This window comes from Paenibacillus humicus NBRC 102415 (assembly GCF_004000905.1).
In the GTDB taxonomy this organism is placed as follows: domain Bacteria; phylum Bacillota; class Bacilli; order Paenibacillales; family Paenibacillaceae; genus Paenibacillus_O; species Paenibacillus_O humicus.
The window spans coordinates 118,230-145,153 of sequence record NZ_BIMD01000001.1 but is presented as its reverse complement, the minus strand read 5'-3'; the positions used below and the strand labels follow the sequence as shown (position 1 = coordinate 145,153).

The window sequence follows — 26,924 nt, the reverse complement described above, 5'->3', positions numbered from 1 at the left end:
ACCCGGAGAGAAGGAATGGGAAGCTTAGTCTTCCCGGAACGAATGGCGGCATGCAAAAAAAGGAGATTCCCCCATCATGGCGGAATCTCCTTCCCCTACCCTTCCAGCAGAGCCTGTCCGATGTACTGCCCTTCCCGGATTCCTCCGGGACAGGCATACATCGCGCTTGCGATATGCTGGGTATACTCGTTGAGCTTGTCCCTGCTCTGCATCATCCGCAGCATGGGGATGAACTGCTTCGACGGATTGCGCTGATAGCTGAGAAACAGCAGTCCCGCATCAAGCTGGCCGGTTCTGGAATCGATTGCTCCCGTATAAGAATAGGCGCGCCGATGAATGCTCTGTCCGGAGTCCTTCGCGAGCCGGACATGGGAATCGGCAGGCAGCTCGGCTTTTACGACCGGGTCGAATTCGCCTTTCGACCCGTACGCGGCGCCGCTGTCCTTGGAACGGCCGAACGTATCCTCCTGGGCTTGAAGGGATGAACGGTCCCATACTTCCAGCAGCATGCGGATTTTTCTGTAGGCAAGGTACGATCCGCCCTTCATCCAATCCGGCTCCTCCGTTCCCGCCCACAGAACCTCGTCATAACCTTGCGGAGTCTGATGCAGGCTGTTGGCGGTGCCGTCCTTGAAGCCGAACAGGTTCCGCGGCGTCTTGCCCTCCGGTGCGCTGATGAAGCCCTCTTCGGTCCAGTTGACCACGGCGGAGCCTGTCGCGAGCCGAATCAGGTTGCGAAGCGCGTGGAATGCGACCTGCTGGTCATTCGCGCAGATCTGGACGACGATGTCCCCGCCCTTGAAGCCTTCCTCGATATGGTCCTTGGGCATCCGGGGAATCTCCTCCAGATAGAGCGGCTTTCGCGAAGCGATGCCGAAACGGTCCGAGCCTCTGTCGAGGAAGAAGGACGTGCCGAACCCATAGGTGATCGTCAAGCCGGCAGCTCCGAGATCCATCGTTTCACCGGTATCGGCCGGCGGCAGCAGCCCGTTGCCGCTGCTCTGCCTGTATCCGCCCGAAGCGCTGAGGTCGCTGAAGCGCGTCCATTCCTTGAGCATGGCGATCAGCCCGGCTCGGCCGATATCCAGGATGCGGAAGCTGGCCAGATACATATAGGTCTGCTGGGGCGTTGCGATGCCGGCCTGGTTCGGCCCGTAAAAAGCCGTCTCCTGAGACGCTTCCGCCGAAGCCTTCTTCTGGCCGAGAGCGGACAGCACGGCTCCCGCCCCTCCTCCACCGAGAGCAAGCGCCGCGCCGGCGACCGCAGACAGCTTCAGAAAGTCTCTCCGCGATACTTTCGACGGGTTCTTGTCCATTGTGCTCACTTCCTTTTCGCTGCGGTTGGGATTACAGAATAGCCGCGGTCTGGGTCATCAGCTCCGACAGCTGGCTCAGCTTGTCGCTGATTTCACGGATCTGGTCGGTCGTCAGCTTGTCGTAGGCGACATAATCGCCGCTCTTGCGGTACGTGAGCAGCATCGCTTCCATGTCCTGGAACTGCTTGTCGAGTTTGTCCGCAAGCTCCGTATTGTGCTCGTTGAGGGCAGGGATGATCGCCAGATAGACCGTCTTGGAGCCTTCGACATTCGCTGCGAGGTCGACAAGATCGCTTTTGGAATAAATCTCTTCTTCGCCGGTAATCTTGGAGGTCGCCGCCTCGTTGATCAGCTCGATCGCTCCGGCAACCATCGTCTTGGCATCAAGCTTGATATCCTGCACCTTCGCAGCCAGCTCCTCGGTGTCCTTCACCAGCTGATCGGCATAGACATCCATGCCGGCCAGCGATTTGTCCGCCCACAGAGCTTTCTCGATCCGGTGATAGCCCGTCCATTCGCTTTCATTCTCCACGTCTGCCAGGCGGGCGTCGATTCGGGGATCCAGATCGCCGAAGCTTTCCGCTACGGGCTCGATCGTTTCAAAATAAACGCGCGCTTTGGTGTATTCCGCCTTGGCCGCTTCCATATCGCCGGATTTGACGAGGCCCGCGAACACCTTGGTGGAATCCGCAAGCGCTTTTGCCTGCTCCTTGACAAAGGCCTCGTAATTGGCGACAGCCTTGTCCAGCAGCTCGGAGGAGCTGCTGCTTGACGGCTTGGCCTGCTGGAGCGCCTCAAGAGCCTGCATCAGCTTTTGAGCGGTCGCCGCAAGAGCATCGAAATCCACTTTGTCGTAAGCCGACGCCGAGAAGATCGGAATTTCATGCTTTTCTACTTCCGTGTACTCAAGCGGGAAAGCCGTTCTGACCGTATTTTCATAGGACAGCCAGATATCGTTGATGGCTTTGCCCTGCTGCTTGACTTCGGCCAAGTCCTTCTTGGCCAGAGCATCCTGAAGCTTGCTTGTCTGCTCCTTCATTTTGGTTGTGCCGTCCAGTACGGCCTGATTGCCGCCTGCAGCTGCCGATGAAGGGGCGGCTCCGGAATCGGCCGCTGATTCGCCAGTACCTGTAGATGCCGAAGAGCAGGCGGAGAGCAGCAGAATGCCGCCAAGAGACAATGCCGTAAGAGCTTGAGCGCGTTTCTTCATCGAGTTCAGATCTCCTATCGATAATCAATCATTTTATTTAGGACGCCGTTTCCGTCCGGCCTGTATGGCCTCCGAGCCGCTTAAGCCATCCAGACGCGGAGCCTGCCAGCGCGAGCAGCACGAAGACAAGCTGGGGAAGCGTGCTGTACCAGGAAGGATAAAGGCTGATCGAAGCCCACTGAGGCAAGTAATCCTTCACGTCGGAAGGAATCGCCCCTGCCATTTGCAGGCTGTGGATGCCGGATCCAAGAAATTTGAAGCAGAGGTAAAAGACGACGAGGCTGGATGCCAGAAAGAGCGGCCGCACCGGAAGCTTCTGTCCTGCCTTCAGGATGATGAAGGCAAGGACGAACAGCAATCCAAACCCTGCCCCGATGCCGGCTGCGAGCGTTCCCAGACTCATCTTGCCTGCCAGTCCGATCAGGAAGATGACCGTCTCCAGTCCTTCACGCAGGATGGCGAAGAAGGCGAGTAGGCCAAAGCTGACCATGCGGCCGCTCGAGGCGGCTTTGTCGCTCTGGCGGTTCAGAAATTTGTTCCAACGGCCGATATCCGCGTTGCGGTGGAGCCAGTAGCTCACATAGAGCAGGAGCAGGCTGGATAGGATGCCGGTCCATCCGTTGATCAGCGAGCTGCTCCCGCCGAATGCCTCCGACGAGAAAAGGATCGCGATGGCAAAACCGGCCGCCAGGCAGACAAGCATCCCCAGCGCCGATCCTCCCGCCACCCACCGCTTCGCCGCTGCCGATTTGGATCGGCCAGCGGCCACGAGCAGCGCGCCGACGACAAGTACCGCCTCTAGACCTTCCCGCAGAGGGATCAAGGCGGCATCCCACCAGCTGTAACCAGCCTCTGCAAGAGGCGCAAGACTGTCGGCCATTCTCTTCAAGACCGCGGATGCTTGCGGCCTTTGGCCTTCGTTGGCCAAATAGGCATCCGCAAGGACGAGATCCCGTTCCGTGTCGTTGTATACTTTCTGCGAGCGGCTGACGACATCGCCCTCTACAGCCAGCCACTGGCTCTGGAGCTGCTTGACCAGGCTCGCGGCTCCCGCCCAATCCTGACGGTCGGCCTTGTTCCTGGCATCGGCCAGCTTGGAGACATAGAAGGCCAGCGTCATCTTCGTCTTGCCGTCATTGCCGGCGTATGCACCGTCTTCATAGTTGTGAAGGGAAAATCTCAGCGCGCCGGAAGTATCGAGAGCTGCGGACAGATCCTCGGTCAACAAGGACAGGGATAGATCTGCGATCTGCTTATCGATCTCAAGGGCGAGGTCGAGCGATTCGCCCTTGACGTCCGCTTTATGAAGAGCCCACCACTTCTTGACGGCTTTGAATGTTTCTGCGGCTGCCTGGCTGTCCTTCGCTTCAAGACTTGCATAAATGATATCCGCCTGCCCCGATATGGCGGGCACATTCTCTTTTGCATGGCTGTCGCCGGCTCCGCTTGCCCATGCGGTCCGGCCTGACATCAGCATGGCCGCCAGCATTCCGAGCAGCATCAGCCTGACAATGCGCATACTTGCCGCAGCTTCCAGGTTCACGTGTATCGGCCTCCGAATTGCAATTCATATTGATAATCATTATCAGTAACCAGTAAATAATAAAGGAATTTCTGTTTGAGTGTCAATGTATTTTTCTTGACGGTTTTACCGTTTTTAAAAATCGATATCTATGGTTTACATAATTATGCTTATCTTATTGTCAAGCAAAATAGAGAGCCTGCATCGATTGCAGGCCCTTTTGCTTCTACCTCTTATCGTTTTTGAAAAACCATCATCACGGAACGAGCCCTGAACTCGGTTTTTTCCTCGTACTTCTCTTCTTCAATGGCAACATCGTTCCGTTCTTCCCGGAGCAGAGTCCAATCGGCGTATACATCGCTCAGCAAGCGGCACGCTTCGTCTTCCGAAAGATTAAGCTCGATCTTCGCATCAAGCTCCTCCCCCGTCGCCGCCGCTGTCTCGGAGATTCCGGTATTCATGGACAAGCAGTGGATGCCGCCGCTCGCGGTTGCTTGCTGCAGCCTCCCGATAACGGCTCGAAGGGCATCCTCCGAGGAAACATGCTCGAGACAGCCGCAAGCGACGACATAGTCATAGGAATCCGGCTCGTAATCCGCTTTCTCTGCGTCGCACTGAACCGCCTCTACTTCTTTCTCGACTCGATACTTCCGAGCATTTTCCGTCAGCTTGCTTACCGCTTCCTCGAGCAGATCCGTTCCGATCAGCCGGCCCGCTCCGGCCTCCTGCAGCCTCATGGCGATAGGGATGGCATTGCGGCCCGATCCGCAGCCAAGGTCAAGTACAGCCGGATTCGGATTGCCGGCGATGACGAGCTCGAGCGATTCCATGACAGCCGGAATCGGTTGCGACAGCCAGCTTCCCGGCTTCAGAATCTCCTCGGTCTCATATAGATGGGCATGATAAGTTTTCTCCGATTCCCTGGCTTCCTCAAAATCCGTCTTGGACATGGGGATCCTCCCTTGCATGTAATGGGTATGATTTCTTCATACCCTGCTTCAGGACCGTTGAAAAAGGCGCCTGCTCAAGCTTCGGCCTCCTCTGCCGGCTTGAAGCGGTCCTTGGAGAAAAGATACCAGAACATGACGGCGATGAGCGTATAAATGACTGCCGTAACCGAAAATGCCCACGCATACCCTTGGTAAGGCCCGTACTTGGCGACAAGGCCCGTGCTGATCGGTGCTGCGATGAACCAGCCCAGATTGAACATCGCTTCGCCCGAGCTGGCCGCCAGCCCCCGGAGCGAGCGATGCACATACTTCATCTTGATCGTATTGTAGAACGGATTCGCGGCATTCATCAGCGCCTGGCGGAACAAGTACCCTGCGCCGGCAAGCCAGAATTGATGCGTATAAGCGGTCAGGACAAGAAACGGGATGGAGCTGAGCTGAAGCCATACGACCGCTCTGACCTCCCCCATCCGCCGGGCGATCGCCGGCCCGAGCAGGTAGGCGACTGCCGTCGCGCCTTGGCCGAGCGCAACGACGAGGCCGATGACCGACTTGGACGCCTCGAACCGGTCTTCGAAATAAACGTTGAGATAAGGCACGACCATGCCGCCCGCCATGGAAGAAAGCAGGCTGAGCAAAGTAAAGGCTCCTATCGCATAGAAGGAGGAGCGATGCTCCTTCATGGCGGCTTTGAGCCGAACACCCTTCACGGGGCTTGGCGGCTGCCCGACTCCTCCCATCGAGGCTGACGCCGCTTCCTCTTCCTTCCCGAACATGAGCACGGGTATTAGTCCGGCTCCGGCTATACCGGCGCCGATCAGCAGCGTAAGCCGCAGGCTGAGCACTTCGCCCATACCCGCAAGCTGCAGCAGGTCGGTGATGAAGCCGCCCGCCAGATTCCCTACCACGTTGGCTGCCATGACGAGCGCCATGTTGAAGCTGAACAGATGGATCCTTTGCCTGGCAGTCGAGTTGTTCGCCATGAACGGCAGGATCGTCGCCGATACGATCGCCTGGGCGATGCCTCCCGCGAATGCGGATCCGGTCAAGCCGCCCGCTCCCGGCAGCCAGGCGCGGAGGACGAGCGCCGCAACGACAGCGGCAGCCCCGATGCTGATCATCCGCTTCGGCCCGAAGCGGTCATTGGCCAGGCCGGCGGGAATCAGGATGAGCGCGGAGGCCAGCGCGGTCATGCCGACGATCTGGCCGACCATCGTCGGCTCGTAGCCAAGCGCTTTCACATATAAATTGTAGACGAGGCTGTACATGCCGAGCCCCACGTTCCAGAGCAGGTTGAACACAAAAAACAACCGGATATTCCGGCTGTAGCTCTGGATTTGCATCTGCCATTCTCTCATGAAGTTGGACATGTTACCCATACTACCTCATGCGGCAGATTCCGACAATACTCCCGGCGAGTGTATCCCGATGCGCAAAAAAAAGAGCTTGTTCGACAAACGAACAAGCTCTGCAAAGCTAGAATCAGACGATCTGCGCTCCCAGGCAGGTGCGGAAATGCCTCAAAGCCCATTCATGACCGGCCTGGTCGAAGCTCGCGACCGCTTGCTCATGGATGAAAAGGGAGTAATGGAGATTATAGGCGTCTACAGCCGTGTGCAGGATGCAAATATCCGTGCAGTCGCCGACAAGATGCAGGTCTCGGATTCCTCTCTCCCGCAGCCGCAGATCCAGATCAGTGCCGGCAAAAGCCGAATAGCGGGTCTTGTCCATGTAAATGACGTTGGGCATCTCCTTGATGCTCTCGTACGTTTCGGCCAGCGAGCCGTACAGCTCCCTTCCCTTCGTCCCTCTCTGATTATGAGGCGGGAACAGCTTCGTTTCAGGATGCCACGGATTTCCAGCCTCATGGACGTCGACCGCGAAAACGACCAAGTCTCCGGCTTCCGCGAATTCCCGCGTAAGCCGGACGACCTCCTCCTCGATCGCTTGTCCGGGCTTGCCGCATGTCAACGCGCCGTCATCCGCTATGAAATCATACGTATAATCAATATTGATCAGTGCTCTCATGCCATTCATCCTCTCTTTCGGATCTCTTTGCCTGCTATCGCCGGCCGCTCTCCCGTTCGTTGACGGATCGGCCCTGATCCGCTACGATTCGTGATGAAGGAGGCGTTGACGAAATGAATGCATTCATAGGTTTGGGAGCCGCCGCCATGTTTATCGGGGTCGCGCTCGGCGCTTTCGGCGCCCATGCGCTCAAGCGCAAGCTGAGCGAGGACAAGCTGGCCGTATACCAGACAGGAGTTCTGTATCAGCTCGTCCATGGCATCGGCCTTCTCTTAATCGGGGTTGCCGGATACTTTTCCGACTCCGATCTGCTGGCCGCCGCCGGCTGGCTGCTTGCGGCAGGCATCCTGCTGTTCTCGGGCAGCCTCTATGCCCTGAGCCTGTCCGGAATCCGCAAGCTTGGAATCGTCACGCCGATCGGCGGCCTTGCTTTTCTGGCTGGCTGGGCGCTGATGGCCGCCGCTTTTTGGCTTTAGCGCGCTGCTTATGCAGGGATGCTGATTTCCGCCCGGGCGGAAATCAGGCCATCGGCGCAACACGCAGCCTCAAGATTGGACAAGACCGAGCATCGGCGACAGCTCCGGCGGCAAAATCCGTTGGGAACGCGCCAGATTGCCTGCCGAATCCACTCCATATACCGACATCGCCATTTCCGAGAGATCGTCCACATTGTTCAGCTGCATCTCGTAGATCGACAATCCCGCAACGCCGAACGAGCGGGTAACCGCCGAGTTCGAGGGCACCATGAACCCTGCCACATAGATCGGCGACAAGGTCGAGCCTCCGATCGGGATTCCAAACACCTGCACGACGACAAGCGCTTCGTCCGGACCCAGGTTGCGGGCATAAAGCCAAGCTTGAGCCGCAGCAGTCCCTCCCTGAGCCACATTCGCCATCAAGCCGGTCGTATAAGTCGACATGCCGACCACCCTTTTCACCCAGACTTGTCCTATTCTATTCTTAAAGCGTTGATGAGGTCACGGCATGCGGCAATGATGGGCAAATGCCTGCCCGGCTCGCATCTTACAGACGGTCCAGCTGCCTGCGCTCCGCGCTTGGCTTGCATTCCCGGCACAAGCCGACCACGCGGCCGTTCTCGTCGGAATAAAAACTCAGCCGCGCAGCGGGCTTGCGGCATGAGGAGCATAATTGAGACCCCGGCTTCGCGGCTGCGCTGTCGCTTCTGCCTTTCCTGGAACGGTATGCGTTCATGTTGACGATTTTGCTCTTTCCTTGCCGGCCGGCAGCCCGGGAACGGCTCCAAGCCCATGCTGCGGCTGCCGAAATCGCCGCACCGGCTATCCAATATCCGATCATAGCCTTCTCCTCCATGCAAATGGATAATTCTAACCTGTCAGAACGATCAAGGTTCTATCTCCATTTTTTCAAATGTCTCCCAAAAGCATACATGACGAGCAGATGAACTTGTGCTTGCGAGTACTTGTACAGCAGCCAAGGCAGCGAAGGGATGAAATCGTGGATGGTCGCGAGGCATTCCCTCGATCCCGGCAGCAGCAGAAATTCAAGCCTCCCCCGTCTCCCTTTCCCCTTGCCGGCCAGCAGCCCTCCGCTGATCTCGAAGGTGAAGCTGCGGAAAGCCCCGGCTTGCCTGCGCTCAGTCAGCTCCAGGAGCGGACGCGGAATCCCTGCCGCATAGATTCGGCATTCCCCTGCCGGATTCCTCTCGACCCGCAGCAGCGGGCGGCCGAAGCGGGACAGCCAGTCCAGGTAAGAGAAGGCCGCTTGCTCCGCGTTCATGCCGTCCGGCAGGGTGAGCCTTTGGACGGATCGGACATCCCGCCTTCGGTCCATTCCGTTCGCGAATCCTGCTTGCCCGGACGCCTCGCGGACGGTATCGCCAGTTCCTTTCTCCCCCGCCATCGCGCGATAGCCCAGAGCGGCGCATATGGCTGCCGCTGCCTGAAGCGGGCCTGCACCGCCAGCCGGGATGACGGTCAGCGGCACTCCGTGAGAAGCGAGAATGCCTTCCACCTCCCGCCGCTTTTGACCGTTGCCGGCCCGCCTCGGCATCGACGGGTATGGCAGGATATTTCCGTCGAGACAGATGATCCGCTTCACGCCGTTGGCCGCCGCGGCAAAAGCGAAATGCTCCGCCAGCAGGGCGTCGAGGTCCCGCGATGTCCCTTGGGTCAGCCTCGCAGAAGGCTTGCCTGCATGGAGGAGGAAAATGGCCATATCGACTTCAGCCAGAGCAAATACGGCTTCTTCCTGTGAATAGAAGTCGCATGTCCGCCACGCAAGGCGACCGTGATGGCCGCTGGCAGCAGGATGCCTGCCGATCCCGATGAGAGCGGCCTCGGGCGGCAGCATGGCGGCAAGCCTGCTTCCTACCGATCCGCCAGCGCCGGCGATCGCGATGACCGGGCGGCGGCTACGCCCGCCTGCTCGGCCAGCGGCGTTGAGCCTATCCGGCCCGATGGCCTCGTCCAAAGCCAGGCCCCCTTTCATTTCTATACGAAATCATACCCTTGCAACGCGAATGTCAAAAGCAGAAGGACTGGAATGCATCCTATTGCGCACAGCAGGTACCTTGTGAGAATATAGCGGTATCCAATTTCTACAAGGAGTGATGAAACGATGCGCAAAAACCTGGAAAGATTCAAGCAGGCGCTGCAAAACGAGAATAAGCTCAACGGGCATGAAGGCGTGCTGATCGCTTTCGACCATCTTCTCGACCTCCTTGAAGAACACGAGCAGTATCACCGCGTCGAGATCGGCGCCCGCAGCACCAACAGCGAGAAATCCAACGGCGAGGTGGAAGCTGCGATCCGGCAAGAAACGGAGTTTTTCCGCAACGCCGTGCATACGGTCATCGAACGGACCGTATCCGACCTGGTCCACAAAGGCCAGAAGGACTGGAAGAAGTTTTACGACCGGGTCGACTGACGGCCTGAGCCTGCCTGCCCCTACAGGGCGGGCTTTTTTTCATTTTTGCTTGGCGAGGCCGTCCGCCCTCACTCCTTGTCCACTCCGGGAATAGAGTAACGCATGACCGAAAAGGAGTGATAGATTTATGGCCAAAACATCCATCCTGGGCTCCCAGTCCGTATCGGCCGACGCGATGATCCGTTATGTGGCGGGCGTGAACCCTTCCTTCAACGGAGAAATCGCCAGGCAGTTCCTGGCCGTCGGCGCCCGTTACGGCGTGCGCGGGGACATCGCCCTGTGCCAATCGATCCATGAGACAAACTGGTTCCGCTTCGGCGGAGACGTCCAGCCGTCGCAGAACAACTTCGCCGGCATCGGCGCGACCGGAGGCGGCAATCCGGGCGCTTCGTTCGCTACGATCGCTGAAGGCGTCACGGCGCAGATCCAGCATCTGTTCGCCTACGCTTCCACAGCGGCCGTGCCTGCCGGGGAAACCATCGTCGACCCCCGCTTCTCGCTCGTGACGCGCGGCTCCGCGCCGGCGTGGGAAGATCTTGCGGGCCGCTGGGCCGTGCCGGGTTATGACCGGAACAAGTACGCCAGCCTTGCAGACGCCATGGCCGCCGGCGAGACTTACGGACAGCGGATTCTGACGCTGTATCAAGCGATGAGCGCAGCGCCTGCGGCGGCGCTTCCCATCCTCGCGCTGGACGCGGGCCATGGGGGTACCGATCCCGGCGCATCCGGCAACGGCATCGTCGAGAAGGACAGCGCCCTGGACTTGACGCTGAAGACAGCCTCCTACTTGAGGAGCAAGTACGCCGTCGATATCCGCCTCACCCGCAGCAGCGATGTGTTCGTCGCCTTGAGCGACAGGGCAAGCCTTGCGAATGGCTGGGGAGCGGCATACTTTGTTTCCATCCATCATAACGCAGGGGGAGGCGAAGGCTACGAATCCTATGTATATCCCGGAACCCGCACCGGCGCCTCCGGCCGCAGCCAGGATGCCGTCCACAGCCGGATCATGGCGTATCTGAAGCCGCTGGGCGTCGCGGACAGGGGCAAGAAGGAAGCGAACTTCGCTGTCCTGCGCGAGACATCGATGCCTGCCCTGCTGCTCGAAAACCTGTTTCTCGACCAAGCCTTCGATGCCGGCTTGCTGAAGGATGCCGCCGTCCGCCAAAACCTGGCGGCAGCGATCGGCGAAGGTATCGCGGCGGCCATGGCGCTGAAGCCCGTATCTGCGGCGGCTGCGCAATCGTACAAGCAGGAAGCCGTCGACTGGCTCTATGCCCAAGGCCTGCTAACGGACCCGGCCTGGAAGCAGCAGCCGGAAGCTCCGCTGCCGCTGTGGGCGGAAGCCCTCGTTCTTCAAAGGCTGTACAGCCGGCTGCAGTCCTGATGCTGCAAGCCATGCGCCGCGGCAGCGGCGCCTACATAACGATGCCGCCCCCGCACACCGGCTGACTCCGCCTTCACGGCTGCCTGGATTCCATGAACCGCTTGATATAGTCGAGGAAGCGGCGGGCTGCCGGCGAAAGCAGCTTGAACGAGGAGGCGGCGATCGCCAGCGTCCGGTAGCGGCCGTCCTCCAGCTCGACCATCGCGGCGTGATGATCCCTTCCCTGCAGCACGAGCTCCGGAAGGATGCTGATGCCGAGGCCGTGCTCCACCATGGCGATGATGGCATAATCGTCCGCCGTCTCGTACTTGATGCGCGGCCTCTGGATGACCTCCTCGAGAATGCGCCGGACGTCATAGTCGGAGCCTTCCTTCGGAATGATGAAGTCCTCGCCTTGAAGCTGCTGGAGAGACAAGAACGGCTGGCCGGCGAGCGGATGTCCGGCCGGCAGCACGCAGAGCATGCGGTCCTTCTTCAACGCCAACGTGTCGAGGCCATCCCGGGCCGGAAGGCTCAAGAAGCCCATATCCATGCTGCCGTCGGTGATGCCTTCCTCGATATCCCGGTAATCCCCCTCGATCAGCTTGATTTCGATTCCCGGATAGTCTCGGTCGAACTCCTTGATCATTTGCGGCAGCCAGTGGACCGACACGCTCGTGAACGTGCCGAGCCGCACCGTGCCCGCCTGCAGCCCTTTGATCGCCGCGATTTCCTGCTGAAGCTGCTCCTGCCAGGACAGCATCTCGCGCATCGGCTTCAGCACCCTCTCGCCGTCGACGGTGAGCCGGATGCCCGAGCGGCTGCGGGCGAGCAGCTGGATGCCGAATTCCTTCTCCAGGCTGCCGAGCGCATGGCTCACTCCGGATTGGGTCAAACCCAGCGTTTCCGCTGCTTTTGTCAAGCTTCCGTGCTCGACGACTGCGCTGAATATTTCGTATTTGACCAGACTCATGAGCGGCTGCTCCATTCCTCTTTTATCATGAATTTCCTTCATGTAAAACATGAATAACATTCAATTCCCTTATGTTATGGTTCCTAGTATACTTTACCATCGGAAGATACGACAAGAAGAGGACGGGAACACGAACATGAAGAAGTCGGAATGGCTGCTCGTAATGGTAACGATATGCTGGGGATCCTCCTACCTGCTGATGAAGCTGGCGTTGGATTCGGTCGGGGAAATGACGTTGATCGGACTGAGATTCGGCATAGCCTTCGCGCTTACGGCCGTGCTCTTCCATCGGAAGCTGAAAGGCTTGTCCTTGCATACGACCGGTTATGCAGCTTTGCAGGGAGCGCTGCTGCTCGGCGTCTTCGTCTCCATCACGTACGGCCTCAAGACGACGAGCACGTCGAATGCCGGCTTTCTGGTCAGCCTGACGGTCATATTCGTGCCGATTCTGTCCGCCGTATTCATGCGCCAGAGGATGAAGCCGCAGCTGACGGCCGGCATCAGCCTCGCGATCGCGGGCATCGGCCTGCTCACGCTGAAGATGCCTCTCAGCATGCAGCCGGGAGACATTCTGTGCATCGCAGCGGCATTCTTATATGCCGTGTATGTGCTCGTCACCTCGCGCGCCGTCAGGAAAAAGGTCGACATGTTCCAGCTCGGCATCCTGCAGCTGGCGTTCACAGGCGGCTACGGCTTCGTCCTCGCCTTTCTCCTGGAGAAGCCATCCCTGCCGCATTCGCTGAACGGATGGCTCTCCGTCGGCGCTCTGGCTGTCGTGTGCAGCGCATTCTGCTATATCGCGCAGCCGCTCGCCCAGCGGTATACATCCCCGGCCCGGGCAGGCCTAATCTTTGCGCTTGAGCCCGTCTTCGCTGCCCTGTTCGGCTATCTGTTCGCAGACGAGGTATTGGGAATGCAAGGTTATATCGGAGCCCTGCTCGTCATGTCGGGCGTACTCGTGTCGGAGTACGGAGGGCGCTGGATATCGGCGCTGCGCAAAAAAAAATCAGGCCAGCCGGCCGTTCCGGCCGAAACCTGATTCACGCCATGGCGCATGCCTGGCTTGCCGCGCGGGCTTTGCCCGCCGCCGCGAGCGCATGCTCCATGGCTGTTTTTTTGACCTCATCCGGATGCAGGCTGTCGCGGCTGAACATGTCGCACAGCGCATCCTGCGCCGCCTGAACCGCGAGCGCCTCGTTCTGCAGCAGGTACATGCATACGCTGTAGCAGTGACTTTCGACCGACCGCAATCGGCGAATCCTGTCGGCTTGATCCCTCTTGCTCATGATTCATTCTCTCCCCCGTGGCATAGCTCTATCTATAAGACGAATCCTAACAGCAATATGTAGCACCATGGTACGCACAAAACCAGTATAAGGGAATTTTACCAGACAAAAAGTAACAAAGTATTTACGAAATCTGAGTTTTTTCTTAAGATTGCTGGAAAAAGGAGCGCTTCGCCGCAATATCGGCGAAGCGCTCCTTCCTTCATTAGACGTCGGCAGAGCGCAAAGGTTCCGTCGGCGAGGAGATCAACGCTCCGCGCGCGGGTCCGATGTTGAACAGGAACGCCGCCGCCAGCAGCAAGCCAAGCACGCCGGACAGAAGCAGCCAAGGAAATTCGGCTTCGACGGGTGCTTCTCCCGGCCTCAGGTCGGTCTGCAAAATCCGGATGAAGGCATGGGCGCCCGTCGCTCCGGCAGCCGTGCCGGCGAGCAGGCCGCAGCCGCCGAGCAGCGTCCCCTCCAGCAGGAACGAGCGGAACAGCTTGCGGGATGGAATGCCGGCGCAGCGCAGCATCGCGATCTCCCGCGACCTCTCTCCTATAGAGCGTTTCTGAAGCACCGCAAGCCCCAGCAGCCCGATGACGGCGGACAGAACGGTGAAGCCGATGAAGCCGTTCACGAGCTGCTTGTTTTCGGCATACTTCTCGCTGTTCGACAAATATGGAATGCCGACGGACAACGCTCCGCCCGACACGAGACGGCTGCTGATCTCCCGGTCCAGCTGCAGGTCTCGGTAATGAAACTGAAGCAGCAGCAGGCCTTGATGGACCTGATTGTCCCATGGGTGATGGTAGGGCTTGAGCTTGGCCAGCAGCTCAGGATTAACATAGGTCGTTGCATATACGTATTCGGTGCGGGCGGTGGATTCCGTATTATCGGCCGCAAAGCCGGCAATCTTCAGCTCGACGGTGAGGTCGGGCTTGTCCGAGGGACCGACGAGATTATTCTTGTAAAAGCTCATTCGGATATGATCTCCCGCTGCGTAGGTTGCTTCGGGTCCGTGAAATATAGAGGGCTTATCGCCTGCCGTCTTCCTGTATTGAAGAGGCAGGACGACATAACCGTCATCCGATTCCACTTTGTTCCATGCCTCTTGATCGCTGCCGAACTCCGGCGACCGTTCGGCAAGCGTCCAGCCGCCGCCGGCCAGCAGCTCCTGCGAGACCGGCACGAACGCCTGGCTGAAGCGGGAGCCTTTCCCTTCCAGCTGGACGCCGCCCATGACAGGCTCGACAACGGCGTGATGCGAGACCGTCCGGCGCAGCTCGGCATCCGTCCTCAAGAGCTCGAGCACGCGTTCTTTTTCTTCCGCCGATTGGTAGGGAACGTAGCCGCCATACCCGAGCATCGTCTGAACCGTGCGTTCCGTGTCCATGTTTTTGAGAATGAGGCTGCTGAGCCCCGAGGTGAAGGTTACCGTCATCATCGCGATGCCGAACAGGAGCATGACGGTGAACGTCCTTCCCGGACGCTGGCCGGCATAACGAACGGCGAGCAGAGAGGACAGGCTGAGGCGTCCCGCCAGCCGGCGACCAGCGCTCAGCAGCAAGCCAAACACGGCGTAAACCGCTGCGGCCGAAGCGCCAAGCCAGGTCAGCAGCAGCGCAAGCATCGTTCCTCCGGAAGGCGCTGCCGGCTCCCAGCGGAACGCCTGATAAAGATGAGCCCCCAAAAAAGCAGCCGCTAGAATCGGGAGCGTCCAGGCTCCGGCTTGCCTTTTCCACCCTCTGCCCTGCTTGCCGCCGGACGCCGCCTCTCCCCTCAATGCGGAAACGATGGTCCCCGCACCGGCTTTGCGGCTGGCGAGCAGGACCAGCAGGCTTTGATACAAGAGGACGGCTGCCGCTGCGACGGCCGCCAGGGCAGGCGAAATGCGGGCTGTGATGGGAATGCCTGCGGAGCTGACCGCATGCCCGTATCCGCCGCCGTAGAGCAGCTTCACCATTGCCCATCCTGCCCCCGCCCCTGACAGCAGCCCGATCAGGCCGGACAGCAGCCCGAGCAGCAGCGCCTCGGCCGCGAACAGCCCCCTCGCCTGCCGCCGGTTCATCCCGATCGCCCTCAGCACCCCGTACAGCTCGCTTCGCGATTCGGCCATCATGTGGACGATCTGGCGTAGCAAAAAAGCGCTGGAGAAGATTGCCGTCATACTGATCGCCAAAATGACCATGACCATATTTCCGCCTGCTCTGGATAAGGCTTCACGCTTCACGAATCGAGTCTCCGTCAGCTCATTCATCTTGTTGCTGTAGTTCATGCCAATGACGCTGCCGGCCGGATCCGTCCTCCCGACCAGCACGAAGCTGTAGCTGCCTTCAGGGCTGCCGGCAAGCGCTGCCGCATCGCGCTCGTTCACCAGGATCGTTCCGTTCCTGCTGCCCCGATCGCCTCTATATCCGGTCACTCCGGTCGCCTCGACGACGTCCCGGACGATCAGAGGCTTGCGCATCCCGGCGGCATCCGCCGCCCACACCGCGTCGCCGGCTTCAAGCCCGAGCCTGCCTGCGGTTACCCGGTCCAGAATCGCTTGACCCGAAGGCAGCCCCGTCCTCCATAATTCGGCTTGTCCTTCATCAAAGAGCTTCGCTTGCTGCGGATCCAGCCCGAGCAGCTGGACCTGCTGCAGAGACTTCGCATCTGCATCCTGCCGGTCGGAAGCGAACAGCGTCGTCGCGCCGGCAACGACCGGCAGGCTGCGGTAGCGGACGCCGGGCATCGATTCCAGCTCAGACCGGAGCGTCACGGCCTGCTCGCCGCTGAACGGCTTGCCCTGCTTCGGCATCAACACCCAGTCGATCGGGCCGAAATGAGCGCGTACCCAAGCATCTCCGCTGCCCTTGACGGCGATGTAATGAAAGCAGGACATCGAGATGAGCATCGCCCCGATCGCCCCGGCCAGCAGGCTGAGCAGCGTCTGTCGCTTTTGCCTTTTCAGATACAGGAGGCCTATCCGCCAGCTCAATCCCTTCGCCAGCATCAGAGCGTACCTCCGTCATGCACGATCCGCCCGTTGAACATGCGGATCTGCCTCTTCATCCGGGCTGCGAAGCCCGCATCATGCGTCACGAGCACGATCGTCGTGCCGCTGCGGACATTCAGCATCTCCAGCAAACCCAATATCTGCTCCGCCGTATCGGAGTCGAGCGCGCCCGTAGGCTCGTCCGCGAACAGGATGTCCGGGCGGCCGGCTACCGCCCTGGCGATCGCCACGCGCTGGTTCTGGCCTCCGGACAGCTGCGCCGGCAACGCCGCCGCCTTGTTCTCCAGCCCGACGAGCTTCAGCGTTTCCCGCGCTGCGGACTGCGCCTCTTTCCTGGACATGCCTCTGGCCATGAGCGGCAGCATGACGTTCTCGGCCGCGCTCAGGACGGGAACCAGATGATAGGATTGGAAAACGAAGCCCATCCGCCGAAGCCTGACCTCCGCCAGCTCCTTCTCGCCGAGCTTGTGGAGAGCGCTCTCTCCGAGCCAGACTTCGCCGCTCCCGGGCGGCTCCAGGCCGGCCAGCACATGAAGCAGCGTCGTCTTGCCGCAGCCCGACGGCCCGGTGACCGCCACCGTCTCCCCTTCCTCTACCTGCAGATTGATCTCCTTGAGCGCCCGGGCGGCCTCGCTGCCCGTCCCGAACGTTTTGCTCACTTGCTTCGCCTTCAGCATTCCGGCGCCAGCCCCTTTCTCCCGCTCGGCGGGTACGCCAGTAGACTAACAGGCTTATGTGCAGCAGCCATCGACACAATGTGCAGACATTGTGCAGAAGGCGGCTATTCGCGATAGGCAGGAAGCTCGGCATAAAAAAGAGCTCCCGCTCCGAAGCGGCTGCTGACGCCGACGGAGCCTCCATGGGCTTCGGCAATGCCCTTGACGACGGCCAGCCCCAATCCGAGCCCGCGCGGCGCGGGACTTCCGTCCGCGTAAGTCCGCCTGCGGACATAGCGCTGGAACAGCTGATCGAGCTCTTCCTCCTCCATTCCCCAGCCGTCGTCCTCGACTTCGATCCGCACTCCGCTGCCTGCCGCCGCGACTCGGACGGTCATCGTCGTGCGCGCATGCCGAAGAGCGTTGTCCGACAAGTTGAGCAAAAGCTGGCGGATCCGCTTCTCGTCGCCGAATACCTTCGCCGCCTCGTCGAGCTCCGTCCGGACCCGGATTCCTTTATCCCCGGCCTCCGCTTCCAGCAGCTCCGCGATCGCGGCGGCCGCTTCGGCCGGAGCGAACCAGCGCTTGTCCAGCGCCAGCCGGCCGCTCTCGGCGAGCGACAGATCCTGCAGATCCTGGACAAGACGGGCCATCCCTCTCGCCTGCTCCGACAACTTGGCGAGCTGGGAGGCATCCAGCGCCCGCTCCTCGTACAAGGCGTTGTCCAGAGACGCCAGCAGGACGGCAAGCGGCGTCCGCAGCTCATGGGCGACTTCGCCCACCATCGATTTGCGCACCGTCTGCAGGTGCTGGATGTAGTCGGCCGCTTCGGACAGATGCACGGACAGCTCCGCCTCGGCCGGATTCTCGGCGGCGGGCGCCTGAAGCATGCGCGCTCCATGCACTGCCGCAGCGGCAGTATGCCCGCTGCCGCTCGGCCGAAGGAGCTTCGCCTCGTCGGCCCACAGTCTCAGCCGACGCTGGCCGCGAGCGGCCTCCAGCCTCATCAGGCCCCAGGCGCAGACGAACGCGGCCATGCCTGCGGCGGCAGGCCATACCGCCGCAGGCCCGCCGGCAGAGGAGGCGACGGAGGCCTCGACCGTTCCCGCCACGCGTCCGTCAAGCATGAAAGGCTTGACCGACGACAGACGGCTGCCGCGAGGACCATCCTCTCCGGCTACAGCGATCGTCTCGCCTGCGGCCGTCCTAACCTCCAAGTAAACAGCGCCCCCGGCGGGATGCGCAGCCGCATCCCGCCGGAGAGCCTCCTCCATGCCGTCCGCCGAACCGTGCAAGCCGGCATACGCAGACGCATAGCCGCTCCAGTACAGAGCGAGCCGCTTCGCTTCGTCAGGCTCCTTCGACGATTTCGGCGTCCCTACCAGCACGGCAGCAGCCGCTATCGCCGCAGCGGCCGAGCCGCAGGCTGTCCGCAGCCAGGCAGCTCGGGACAGGGAGCGCGCCTTCATTCGCGCCTCTCTTCCTGAAGGAAGCGATATCCGACGCCGTATACCGTCCCGATATAACGAGGCTCGGCCGAATCGTCGCCGAGCTTGCGCCGCAAATTCCGGATATGGCTGTCTATCGTCCGCTCATACCCTGCGTACGCTTCGCCGAGAGCCTCCTCCAGCAGATGCGTCCGGGTGAATACCCTTCCGGGATGAGAGGCCAGCTTCAGCAGCAGCGCGAACTCGGTTCGGGTCAGCTCCACCGGAGCCCCTCCGACGCTGGCTTCGAACCGCTCCGGAGAGATGGAGAGGTCGCCGCGGACGAGCCCTTCCGTCTTAGCCGGGAGCGAGCCCTCTCCTTCCTTCATCCTTCCGGCTCGGCGAAGCACCGCCTTGATCCGGGCATGCAGCTCCCTCAGGCTGAACGGCTTCTGGATATAATCGTCCGCGCCGATCTCAAGCGCCAGGATGCGGTCGAACTCGTCGCTTCGCGCCGTCACCATCAGGATCGGCAGCTGCCACAGCCTTTCATTGCGGCGGCATAAGTCGAGACCCGTTCCGCCGCCCTTCAGCAGCCAATCCACAAGCAGCAGCTGCGGCTTCTCCTGCTCGATCAGGACGATCGCCGCTTCTGCCGAATCAGCCGTATGGACCTCGCAGCCTTCTCTGCGCAAATACGCAGCCCCTTGCTCCGCCAGCTCCCGCTCGTCCTCGACCCATACAATTCGTGTCATCCCCGATCCTCCCTCCGGCCCCGATTGTTCTTGTTCCTATGGCATTCCTTGCCTGCCAGCCGCTCCAACGCAGCGGCTGCCCGCCGTATTCCCTCGGCGATCATGTCCTCTTCGGCCGCCGCGACGCTGATGCGCATCCAGCCGGGACGTTCCCCGTACAGCTCCCCGGGACTGACGGCGACGCCTTGCTCCATGCATTCCTGCAGCACTTCCAGTCCGGAGCGCGCCAGGCCATGCTTCAGCCAGATATAAAAGCCGCCCTCCGGAAGCGCCGCCTGGATGGCCGCATGCGGAGCAAGGCTGGCCGCCGAGGCTTCCGCGGCCGCCTGTCTTCTGCGTTCGAGAGCCGCCCGGACGGTCTCCAGCCTGGTATCGAACTGGCCGCTGCCCAGCAGCGCCGCTCCCAGACGTTCTCCCGGATGGCTGGTCGTCAAGCCCGAGGCGTGGCGCGCGGCCATCAGCGGCGCCATCAGCGCCCTTGGCGCCGCGATCCAGCCTGTCCGCATGCCGGGAGTGGCGATCTTCGAGAATGTGCCGCAGGATAGGACCCGCTCCCTGCCGCCGGGCAGCGAGCGCAGCGAAGGAAGCGCCGTCCAGCCCGGCCTGCCGAGCAGGGAGTAGGGATCGTCCTCGATGATCGGCAGCCTGAGCTCGGTGCAGATGGCGAGGAGCTGCAGCCGTCTCGCCAGCGACAGCGTCGATCCGGTCGGATTCTGGAACGTCGGATTCGTAACGACAAGCCGGATCCGGTGGCGGCGGTACAGCTCCGGTATCGCTTCCGGCTTGAGGCCTTCCTCGTCGACCGGCAGCCGGACCATGTAGATCCCGGCAGCCGCGAATACGCCCATCGCGTACAGATAGGACGGACCTTCGACCGCTACGGCGTCCCCCGGCTCCAGCATCGCTCTCGCGATTAGGCCGAGCGAATGCTTGACGCCGCCTGTCAGGAGCAGCTCATCCGGCTTCGCTGCCAGCGAAGGACCGATCCGCGGATGGGAGGCGAGAGCCTCCCTCAAGCCGCAATCGCCCTGCGGATCGTCCCTGTAGCTGAACGGCCGGCTCCAATCAAGCTCTCCCGACAGCCGCTCCATCAGCTCCAGAGGCATCAGGCTGCGATGCAGCTCTCCTTGGGTGAGGTCGATCACGCCTTCTCGAGGCGCCTCGTTGACGGCCTCCTGCAGCCGGCTAGAAGGATTGTATCTTCGGCTCAAATAGCGGATCCAATCCGGCTGCCGCTCCCCCTGCTCCCACATCGAGTCGCTGACGCTCGTCCCGCTTCCCGGGCGCGACTGGACGAGACCGAGCGCCCTCAGCTCGCCGTATGCCGCCTGGACCGTGCTGCGGTTGACCGCCAGCCGGAGGGCAAGATCCCGTTCCGCCGGCAGCTTCGAGCCCGGAGGCAGCAGACCGCTGCGGATCTGCTCCTCATAGTGCCGGCATATTTGGATATAGACGGCATCTGAGCCGGATGGACTCGGTTTCCAGAACATGATCATCCCCCCTTTTGTTTGATTATATCGCCTTCATGAATTGGATGGGCAAAATTTCCTCCAATTGGCTGGTGCGCCCAATCTCCCGAACCGCTATGATAACAACAAAACAGAGGGGGAACCGCCATGTTGTTCAAGGAACCGAAATTCGCCTGGCTGCTTCTGGCCGTCTTGTGGTGCTTTACGTTCGCAGGCTCGCTGGGCCGCATCGTCATCGCTTTTTTCCAGCCGGAAATTACCGCCGATCTCGGCGTCGAGCGGGACTTTCTCGGCTTTACGTGGTCGACCGCCATCGTGCTTACCGCTGTATGCGCGCCGCTCGGCGGCCTTCTCGCCGACCGCAAAGGCTATGCGGCGGCGATGGGAATTTCCGCCGCGATGAACGCCCTCGGCGCCGCCTCGGTGCTGTTCATTCCCGGTACGCTCGGATATTGGCTCGGGAACGGATTGCTTGCCGGATTGAGCGGGCTGGGAGCCGCCTCGGCCTATATGCTCGTGCAGGACTGGTTCCGCCATCACCGGGCCAAAGCTCTCGCTCTGCTCGGCAGCGCCGGGTCGCTTGGCCTGGCCGTGCTGACGCCGCTGTTGACGCAAGGCCACAAGTACGAGTGGAGACAGCTCTATGCGGTGCTGCTCGTCGTCCACCTGCTGTTTCTTCCTTTGGCGGCGCTCGTATTCCGGAGCCGGGCGGGAGGCCGGCATGAAGATACGGGGAACGTTCCTCTCTCCGAGAACCAAGAGCTCTCCGCAGCTCCTGAAACGATCCTCCCACCGAAGGACGGCCAAAAGCCGCTTTCCGCAGCTCCGTCCGGACATTCCGGCGCCTCTCCCGCGAACCCTCCCCAGAGCTGGCGGGAGAAGTCCGCCGCGCTGCTGGACATGGCCCGAAACCGCGTCTTCCTCGTCGTCTCCTTCTCTCTCCTTGCCTGTGGCTTCAGCATGGGCACCGTGGAAATGAACCTGGCAGCCATCCACCAGCATTCGCATGTGCCGACCGCAACGATCGCCGCTTCGCTCAGCCTGCTCGGCGTTCTCGAAGTTTGCGGCGGACTTCTGTTCTCCTATTTCCTGGACCGCTCCTCCCGCTCGTCAGCGCTGGCTTTGCTGTTTGGAGTCCGAGTTCTCGCCTTTTCCTTGCTGCTTCCCCATCTGCAGCTGTCGCCGGTATTTTTCTCGCTGCTTTTCGGCGCGAGCTATGTTGGCGCCGTATCCGGCGGCATTCTGCTCGCGGATGAGAACGCCGGCGGACCGGGCGGGCTGCGCACCGGCTTTCTGCTGCTGCTCCATCAGCTCGGAGGTGCGGCTGCCGCGCTCGGAGGAGGCATTCTCTACCGGCTGCAGCATTCGTACCAGACCGTCATTGCCGTCAATTTGATTTTGAGCGCGCTCGCTTTCGTCTTCTTCCTCCTGCTCTCCCGGCATCTTGCGGCAAGACGCCGCCCATCGCGCGGCAGCTCAGCCGAGCTGGAGGCTTCCGGCTGAATACCGATGCCGGCCGAGGCCGCCTTCCGTCCCTATGCGGTTCGATGGACAGCAGTCACCCAAGCCTCGAGATCGACAGGTCTGCCCCGCGCCTTAAAGCGAACAAGAAAAAAAGGGCTGTCCCCCGTTGGGGACAGCCCTTGACCGGCTTCCGGATCAAGCGACGTCGAACGTGCTGCGCTTGATGATATGGAGATCGTCTCCGGAATAGATATGGATGTAGATGACGTATTTGCCCGGCTTATCGAACGTATGCGTGACCTCATACTGTCCCTGGGCTTTCTTCTTGGAAGTGATCAAAATAGGGAGCTCCTGCTCCGTTTCTTCCCGGATGTCGAAGTCGATTTTGAGGTTCTCTTCCGTAACCAGTCCCTCGATAGCCGCCGTCAGCTGCAGCGGCGTTCCGGCCACGGCTGCCGGGTCGCTCGTAATCGCGACCTTGACCGCCGACTCATCCTGATAAGGCGCGTTGCCGGAAGATCCGCAGCCCGCCGCGACCAGAAGCATGAGAACCGCGATCGCCGCGAATGTCCATTTCTTCATGACCAGTATTCTCCTTTCCCTGTTGCGCTTGTCCTCCTTATTATACCTGGGGAGATGCGCTGCTGCTCCCTGCAACCATGAACTTTTCTTGTCGAGTGCTGTCGCCTTGTGATATAATTCACGCAACTGAATATGAACCTTCGGGGCAGGGTGCAATTCCCTACCGGCGGTGACGGCGCGAATGCGCGCCGAAGCCCGCGACTCCCGGAACTGCGAATGCGGATCCGGGACTGACTTGGTGAGAATCCAAGGCCGACGGTGACAGTCCGGATGAGAGAAGGTTTAATGCGCTTCGTGCCACGATTTTGGCGAGGCGTATTATTTCGTGCCCCCGCCATTTGTCTTTCGGCGGGGGTTATGAGCTTCTACGAGGTTCAATTCAAAAACCCGCCACTGGAGGTTGTTGAATTGAAAGACACAGCTACGCTTGACCGTCCGCTCAGCGCGGACAAAGGCCTGTTTACCCCCAGCCGCGGCATTTGGTACGTCGTTCTCGGCGCGACGCTCTGGGGAGTCGATCCCCTTTTCCGCATCCTGCTTCTGAAAACCTTCACGTCTCCGCAGATCGTTTTCCTGGAGCATCTTCTCCTCGCTCTGTATGCCGTACCGGTCCTTATCCATTACCGTCATCAGCTCACCGGCAAGCTCACCCTCGGCGTCGTCGGAGCCCTGTTCTTCGTTTCCTGGGGCGGCTCCGCCATCGCCACGGTGCTGTTCACGTCCGCGTTCACGATGGGCAACTTCAACGCCGTCCTGCTGCTGCAGAAGCTGCAGCCGCTGCTGGCCATCATTCTCGCCCGCTTCATGCTCAAGGAATCTTTCCCAGCCCGCTTCTCCTGGTATCTGCTCGTCGCGCTCGCCGGAACATACCTGCTTACATTCGGCTTCCATGGTCCGCAGCTCGGCTTGCACGATCTCGGCTCCCAGGCCGCGCTGTACTCGATCGGCGCCGCTTTCCTGTGGGGCGGATCGACCGTCATGGGCAAATACCTGCTGCAGAAGAAGCTGGGCTTCCATATCGTCACTTCGCTCCGCTTCCTGCTCGCCATCCCGCTGCTGGGCGTTCTGCTGCTGGCCGCCGGAGACTCCTGGAAGCATCTGGGAAGCACAGGCGCAGCGGCCGTCCTGATCGTGAACCTGCTTTTCCAGGCTTTCATTCCCGGCCTTCTGAGCATGCTGCTCTATTATAAAGGGCTTTCCTCGACGAAGGCTTCCATCGCCACGCTGGCCGAGCTCGCCTTCCCTGCCGTCGGCGTCCTGATCAACTGGATCGCTTTTGGATCCGTGCTCAAGATTCATGAGCTGATCGGCTTCCTGCTTATCTGGGGCGTGCTCGTCATGCTCAGCCGCAGCACGTCGAGAGCCGCAGCGGAGCAGCCCGCCGCTTAATGCCCGGCTTCGCCGCCGGCCTGCTCTGCATCCGGTTCATGCCGATGCCGGTCGAGATCGATCGCTCCGCGGGAGCCTTCTTCGATGCCTTCCGCGGCCAGCAATGCCCTTTGAAGCTCGCCGGCATCGCCCGGCAGCGACACGGAGCCTGCCGCGTTGACGACCCGATGCCAGGGCAGCCCGTACTTCTCCCCCATGGAATGGAGGATGCGGACGACCTGGCGCGCGGCGCGAGGGCTTCCGGCCGCTGCAGCGACCGAGCCGTAGGTCATGACCTTGCCTTCCGGGATGGCGCCGACGACCCGGATCACTTTTTCCGTAAAAGGCTGCATATGTCTCTCCCCCATAAGTAGAACTAGAGCCCGCGCTGTCCAGCAGCCGCGGGCTCTTGCCTGATTATCCGTTTGCTTCCGAGTCGGCGATATGTTCCTTGCAGAACGTCTCCAATTCGGCGAGCTCTTCATCCTCAAGCCCGAAGTCCAGCAGCCGGTCGCTGCCCCGCTCGCGGATCTCGTGGCGGATGATGGAGCCTCCCGCTCCTTCTTGCTTGTATACAGCGCGCACGTACAGGCCGCTCGGCGAGTACAGCTCGTCCTCTTCATCCACCTCGATCTGAAGCAGGTATTCATACCGCTGTCCGTCTAGAATGCCGAATGGATCCTTGATTTTCTCCACGCTGTATTCCGTAATTTCCATCTCAATTCTCCTCCTGTAACGTTCCTTCGGGCAGTACCGATACGACGGCTTCCCGTACTTGGCTGTCAAGCAGCTGCGAGGACAGGATGACGACGTCCCCGCTGTCTCCGCGCGATCGGATCAGCCTCCCGACCCCTTGCCTCAGCCTCAGCTGCATGAACGGAACCTCGATTTCCCCGAAGGCGCTCGCCGCCGCTTGGCGCCTGGCGTTGAAGACCGGATCCCGCGGCGGCCAAGGCAGATCCCAGACGACGACGAGCGACAGCGACGGACCCGGCACATCGAGTCCTTCCCATAGAGTATGAGCGCACAGGACGCTTTCCTCGTCTTGCTGGAAAGCCGCGATCAGGCTGCTTATTTCTGCCGTGCCTTCAAAGTGAAGCCGGTATTCCTTCATCTCGGGCGCTACGGCAGCCCAGTCGCGGAACGACTCCAGCTGCTTGCGGGACGGGAAGAGAAGGAGAGCCCTTCCTCCGCTGTGGCGGAGCGCTTCGACCGTGCGCCGCCTCTTGTCCTCCGCTGCCGCGGCAGGATCGAGATGAATCCGCATCTGGGAAGCGTAATCGTACGGAGACGGAGTGCTGAAGCTCAAGAACTCCTCGATTCCAAGCGTATCGGCCGCATAGTGGAAGGAGCCTCCGGCCGACAGCGTAGCCGAAGAGAAGATGATCGGCATCGATTTGGCGAATACCCGCTCCCGAAGCACTTCCTTGACCAGCCTCGGCATCATGACCAGCGTCAAGCCATCCGGATCCGGCAGCAGCCAGGTGATGAGCCCATCGGGCTTCTCGAACAGCGCCAGGGCAGTGCCGATCATATCGAGATGCTCTTCCACGATAGTAAGGTGATAGCCGTCCAGGGTGAACAAGCCGCTCTCGAATACGAGCTGCTCCTCGATCTCCTCCAGCAAGGAGCGGAAAGCGCGGATTTCCCGCAGAAGTCCAGGCGTCGGCTCGAACTCCAGTCTTTCGGAGCCTTCCACAGGACGGCTGGCCTCCTGCAGGCGCCGGAACAGCTCCTCGCTGCGGCTTATGGCGTCCTCGATCGCATAGGCGAGCGTTTCGCGGATGTCGTTCTGCAGCAGGCGGCTGATGATGGATTCAAATACCGAGTGCTGGAGCTTGTAGGTCAATGCGTTCTGAGCGGCCGTCTCCAGCAGATGGCCTTCGTCGAAAACGACCGAGCTGTGCTCGGGCAGCAGCGGCAGCTGGCCTTCCCGCTTGCGCGCCTCGGCCGTCCACACATGCTCCATGTAGAAATCATGGGAGCAGATAATGAGATCCGGCGACTTCCGGTAATGGTCGCGCGACAGCGTCATGCCGCAGCGATGTCGCTGCGGGCAGACGAAGCAGTCCTGGAACACGTCCCAGCCGATCTTCGACCAGCGGGCGTCGTCAAGCCCGGCATAATCCTTGCGGCTGCCGTACGGATGAAAGGACTGCAGCGTATCGGGCTTGCGCACGAACTCGGGAAGCGTCTCGTAGATTGCATCATAGCTCTCGTCGCCCCGCACGTCATCGAGCTTGTTCAGGCACAGATACTGGCTTTGCGACTTCGCCATCCGGGCATCCACCTTCAGGTCCAGGTAAGCCGCCAGCTTGGCGATGTCGCCTTCCGCCTTCGTCAGCTGCTCGATCAGCGATTCGTCGGCGCAGGCGATGACGGCCGGCCGGCGGGTATACCGGGCATATGCGACGGCATAGAGCAGGTAGACGAGTGTTTTACCGGTGCCGACGCCGGCCTCGGCGAACAGCGTTTTCTTTTCCTTATAGGCCCGTTCCAGCTGGAAAGCCATGTAAATCTGCTCATCGCGGACTTCAAAGCCGGCTTCAGGCAGAATATCGTAGAAAACATCCGAGATCCAGTCGCTGGCTTGCTCGATGAAGGGACGGGTCGGATCAAATTCGAAAGGATATGGGGTCAAATGCGCTGCAGCCTCCGCTTGGTTCTA

Annotated in this window: 26 protein-coding genes and 1 riboswitch; of the genes, 6 read left to right on the top strand and 20 right to left on the bottom strand. The window is 60.7% G+C overall.

Translation table 11 applies throughout. The features are described from left to right. Positions 1–95: 95 nt before the first annotated feature. From efeB to PHU01S_RS00645, 6 genes are all read right to left on the bottom strand, one after another. Positions 96–1,316, bottom strand: a complete 1,221-nt coding sequence (gene efeB / locus PHU01S_RS00670; RefSeq protein ID WP_049867426.1) for an iron uptake transporter deferrochelatase/peroxidase subunit — start codon at positions 1,314–1,316, stop codon at positions 96–98. A gap of 31 nt (positions 1,317–1,347) precedes the next feature. Further along, positions 1,348–2,526, bottom strand: a complete 1,179-nt coding sequence (efeO, locus tag PHU01S_RS00665; protein ID WP_127505527.1) for an iron uptake system protein EfeO — start codon at positions 2,524–2,526, stop codon at positions 1,348–1,350. Positions 2,527–2,563: 37 nt separating this feature from the next. Then, a complete protein-coding gene (locus PHU01S_RS00660; protein ID WP_127505525.1) occupies positions 2,564–4,069 on the bottom strand; it encodes an FTR1 family iron permease in 1,506 nt (501 codons plus the stop codon). A gap of 212 nt (positions 4,070–4,281) precedes the next feature. Then, a complete protein-coding gene (locus PHU01S_RS00655; protein ID WP_164762923.1) occupies positions 4,282–4,998 on the bottom strand; it encodes a class I SAM-dependent methyltransferase in 717 nt (238 codons plus the stop codon). Positions 4,999–5,072: 74 nt separating this feature from the next. Further along, a complete protein-coding gene (locus PHU01S_RS00650) occupies positions 5,073–6,356 on the bottom strand; it encodes an MFS transporter (protein ID WP_246029103.1) in 1,284 nt (427 codons plus the stop codon). Positions 6,357–6,480: 124 nt separating this feature from the next. After that, on the bottom strand, positions 6,481–7,026 hold the full coding sequence (locus PHU01S_RS00645) for a cysteine hydrolase family protein (protein WP_373864505.1): 546 nt from the start codon (positions 7,024–7,026) through the stop codon (positions 6,481–6,483). 113 nt (positions 7,027–7,139) lie between these two features. Here PHU01S_RS00645 and PHU01S_RS00640 point away from each other — a divergent pair, with 113 nt between their 5' ends. After that, positions 7,140–7,502: a DUF423 domain-containing protein gene (locus tag PHU01S_RS00640; protein ID WP_127505521.1), complete on the top strand. Its 363-nt coding sequence runs from the start codon at positions 7,140–7,142 to the stop codon at positions 7,500–7,502. A 69-nt stretch (positions 7,503–7,571) separates the two neighbouring features. On the opposite strand, the gene PHU01S_RS00635 is transcribed toward PHU01S_RS00640, so the two are convergent. The 3 genes from PHU01S_RS00635 to PHU01S_RS00625 form a co-directional block, all read right to left on the bottom strand. Beyond that, entirely contained in the window at positions 7,572–7,964 is a 393-nt protein-coding gene (locus PHU01S_RS00635; RefSeq protein ID WP_127505519.1) for a hypothetical protein, read from the bottom strand. Positions 7,965–8,049: 85 nt separating this feature from the next. Further along, entirely contained in the window at positions 8,050–8,343 is a 294-nt protein-coding gene (locus PHU01S_RS00630; RefSeq protein ID WP_127505517.1) for a hypothetical protein, read from the bottom strand. 54 nt (positions 8,344–8,397) lie between these two features. Beyond that, a complete protein-coding gene (locus tag PHU01S_RS00625) occupies positions 8,398–9,477 on the bottom strand; it encodes a Rossmann-fold NAD(P)-binding domain-containing protein (protein ID WP_127505515.1) in 1,080 nt (359 codons plus the stop codon). 147 nt (positions 9,478–9,624) lie between these two features. Here PHU01S_RS00625 and PHU01S_RS00620 point away from each other — a divergent pair, with 147 nt between their 5' ends. Further along, positions 9,625–9,933, top strand: a complete 309-nt coding sequence (locus tag PHU01S_RS00620) for a hypothetical protein (RefSeq protein WP_048746154.1) — start codon at positions 9,625–9,627, stop codon at positions 9,931–9,933. A 127-nt stretch (positions 9,934–10,060) separates the two neighbouring features. Further along, positions 10,061–11,317, top strand: a complete 1,257-nt coding sequence (locus PHU01S_RS00615; RefSeq protein WP_127505513.1) for an N-acetylmuramoyl-L-alanine amidase — start codon at positions 10,061–10,063, stop codon at positions 11,315–11,317. A gap of 73 nt (positions 11,318–11,390) precedes the next feature. Here the strand turns inward: PHU01S_RS00615 and PHU01S_RS00610 are convergent, their stop codons facing one another. Further along, positions 11,391–12,269, bottom strand: coding sequence for a LysR family transcriptional regulator (locus PHU01S_RS00610; RefSeq protein ID WP_048746217.1), 879 nt, complete (start codon positions 12,267–12,269; stop codon positions 11,391–11,393). Between the two features lie 136 nt (positions 12,270–12,405). Here PHU01S_RS00610 and PHU01S_RS00605 point away from each other — a divergent pair, with 136 nt between their 5' ends. Beyond that, positions 12,406–13,308, top strand: coding sequence for a DMT family transporter (locus PHU01S_RS00605; RefSeq protein ID WP_049867437.1), 903 nt, complete (start codon positions 12,406–12,408; stop codon positions 13,306–13,308). 1 nt (position 13,309) lies between these two features. Here PHU01S_RS00605 and PHU01S_RS00600 read toward each other — a convergent pair whose 3' ends face one another. The 6 genes from PHU01S_RS00600 to PHU01S_RS00575 all read right to left on the bottom strand — a co-directional run bounded on the left by PHU01S_RS00600 (position 13,310) and on the right by PHU01S_RS00575 (position 20,863). After that, entirely contained in the window at positions 13,310–13,555 is a 246-nt protein-coding gene (locus PHU01S_RS00600) for a hypothetical protein (RefSeq protein ID WP_048746150.1), read from the bottom strand. 205 nt (positions 13,556–13,760) lie between these two features. Beyond that, positions 13,761–16,517: an FtsX-like permease family protein gene (locus PHU01S_RS00595; RefSeq protein WP_218032393.1), complete on the bottom strand. Its 2,757-nt coding sequence runs from the start codon at positions 16,515–16,517 to the stop codon at positions 13,761–13,763. A gap of 14 nt (positions 16,518–16,531) precedes the next feature. Beyond that, the gene (locus PHU01S_RS00590; protein WP_049867439.1) at positions 16,532–17,212 is read right to left on the bottom strand and encodes an ABC transporter ATP-binding protein; all 681 of its coding nucleotides are present in this window, start codon (positions 17,210–17,212) and stop codon (positions 16,532–16,534) included. A gap of 104 nt (positions 17,213–17,316) precedes the next feature. Next, complete coding sequence (locus tag PHU01S_RS00585; RefSeq protein WP_127505509.1) at positions 17,317–18,660, bottom strand: sensor histidine kinase; 1,344 nt, start codon at positions 18,658–18,660, stop codon at positions 17,317–17,319. Then, positions 18,657–19,373: a response regulator transcription factor gene (locus PHU01S_RS00580; RefSeq protein WP_021882428.1), complete on the bottom strand. Its 717-nt coding sequence runs from the start codon at positions 19,371–19,373 to the stop codon at positions 18,657–18,659. Before PHU01S_RS00580 ends, PHU01S_RS00585 begins: the two co-directional genes overlap by 4 nt. Beyond that, positions 19,370–20,863: an aminotransferase-like domain-containing protein gene (locus tag PHU01S_RS00575; protein ID WP_164762922.1), complete on the bottom strand. Its 1,494-nt coding sequence runs from the start codon at positions 20,861–20,863 to the stop codon at positions 19,370–19,372. The genes PHU01S_RS00580 and PHU01S_RS00575 overlap by 4 nt, the downstream gene beginning before the upstream one ends. A 126-nt stretch (positions 20,864–20,989) precedes the next feature. Here PHU01S_RS00575 and PHU01S_RS00570 point away from each other — a divergent pair, with 126 nt between their 5' ends. After that, positions 20,990–22,345, top strand: coding sequence for an MFS transporter (locus tag PHU01S_RS00570; protein WP_127505505.1), 1,356 nt, complete (start codon positions 20,990–20,992; stop codon positions 22,343–22,345). Positions 22,346–22,501: 156 nt separating this feature from the next. Here the strand turns inward: PHU01S_RS00570 and PHU01S_RS00565 are convergent, their stop codons facing one another. Then, the gene (locus PHU01S_RS00565; RefSeq protein WP_049867443.1) at positions 22,502–22,888 is read right to left on the bottom strand and encodes a hypothetical protein; all 387 of its coding nucleotides are present in this window, start codon (positions 22,886–22,888) and stop codon (positions 22,502–22,504) included. 132 nt (positions 22,889–23,020) lie between these two features. Further along, a riboswitch (FMN riboswitch) is annotated at positions 23,021–23,174 on the top strand. Positions 23,175–23,296: 122 nt separating this feature from the next. On the opposite strand from PHU01S_RS00565, the gene PHU01S_RS00560 reads away from it, so the two are divergent. Further along, positions 23,297–24,277, top strand: coding sequence for a DMT family transporter (locus tag PHU01S_RS00560; RefSeq protein WP_246029102.1), 981 nt, complete (start codon positions 23,297–23,299; stop codon positions 24,275–24,277). Here the strand turns inward: PHU01S_RS00560 and PHU01S_RS00555 are convergent. The 3 genes from PHU01S_RS00555 to PHU01S_RS00545 all read right to left on the bottom strand — a co-directional run bounded on the left by PHU01S_RS00555 (position 24,274) and on the right by PHU01S_RS00545 (position 26,897). After that, positions 24,274–24,609 (bottom strand): MGMT family protein, encoded by a 336-nt coding sequence (locus tag PHU01S_RS00555; RefSeq protein ID WP_048749695.1) that lies wholly within the window; start codon positions 24,607–24,609, stop codon positions 24,274–24,276. The two genes, PHU01S_RS00560 and PHU01S_RS00555, sit on opposite strands and share 4 nt — an antisense overlap. 64 nt (positions 24,610–24,673) lie before the next feature. Further along, positions 24,674–24,973 carry a DUF6509 family protein gene (locus PHU01S_RS00550; RefSeq protein ID WP_048749697.1) on the bottom strand — a complete coding sequence of 100 codons (300 nt, stop codon included), beginning with the start codon at positions 24,971–24,973 and terminating at the stop codon, positions 24,674–24,676. 1 nt (position 24,974) lies between these two features. After that, positions 24,975–26,897, bottom strand: coding sequence for an ATP-dependent DNA helicase (locus PHU01S_RS00545; RefSeq protein WP_021879883.1), 1,923 nt, complete (start codon positions 26,895–26,897; stop codon positions 24,975–24,977). Positions 26,898–26,924: the final 27 nt, after the last annotated feature.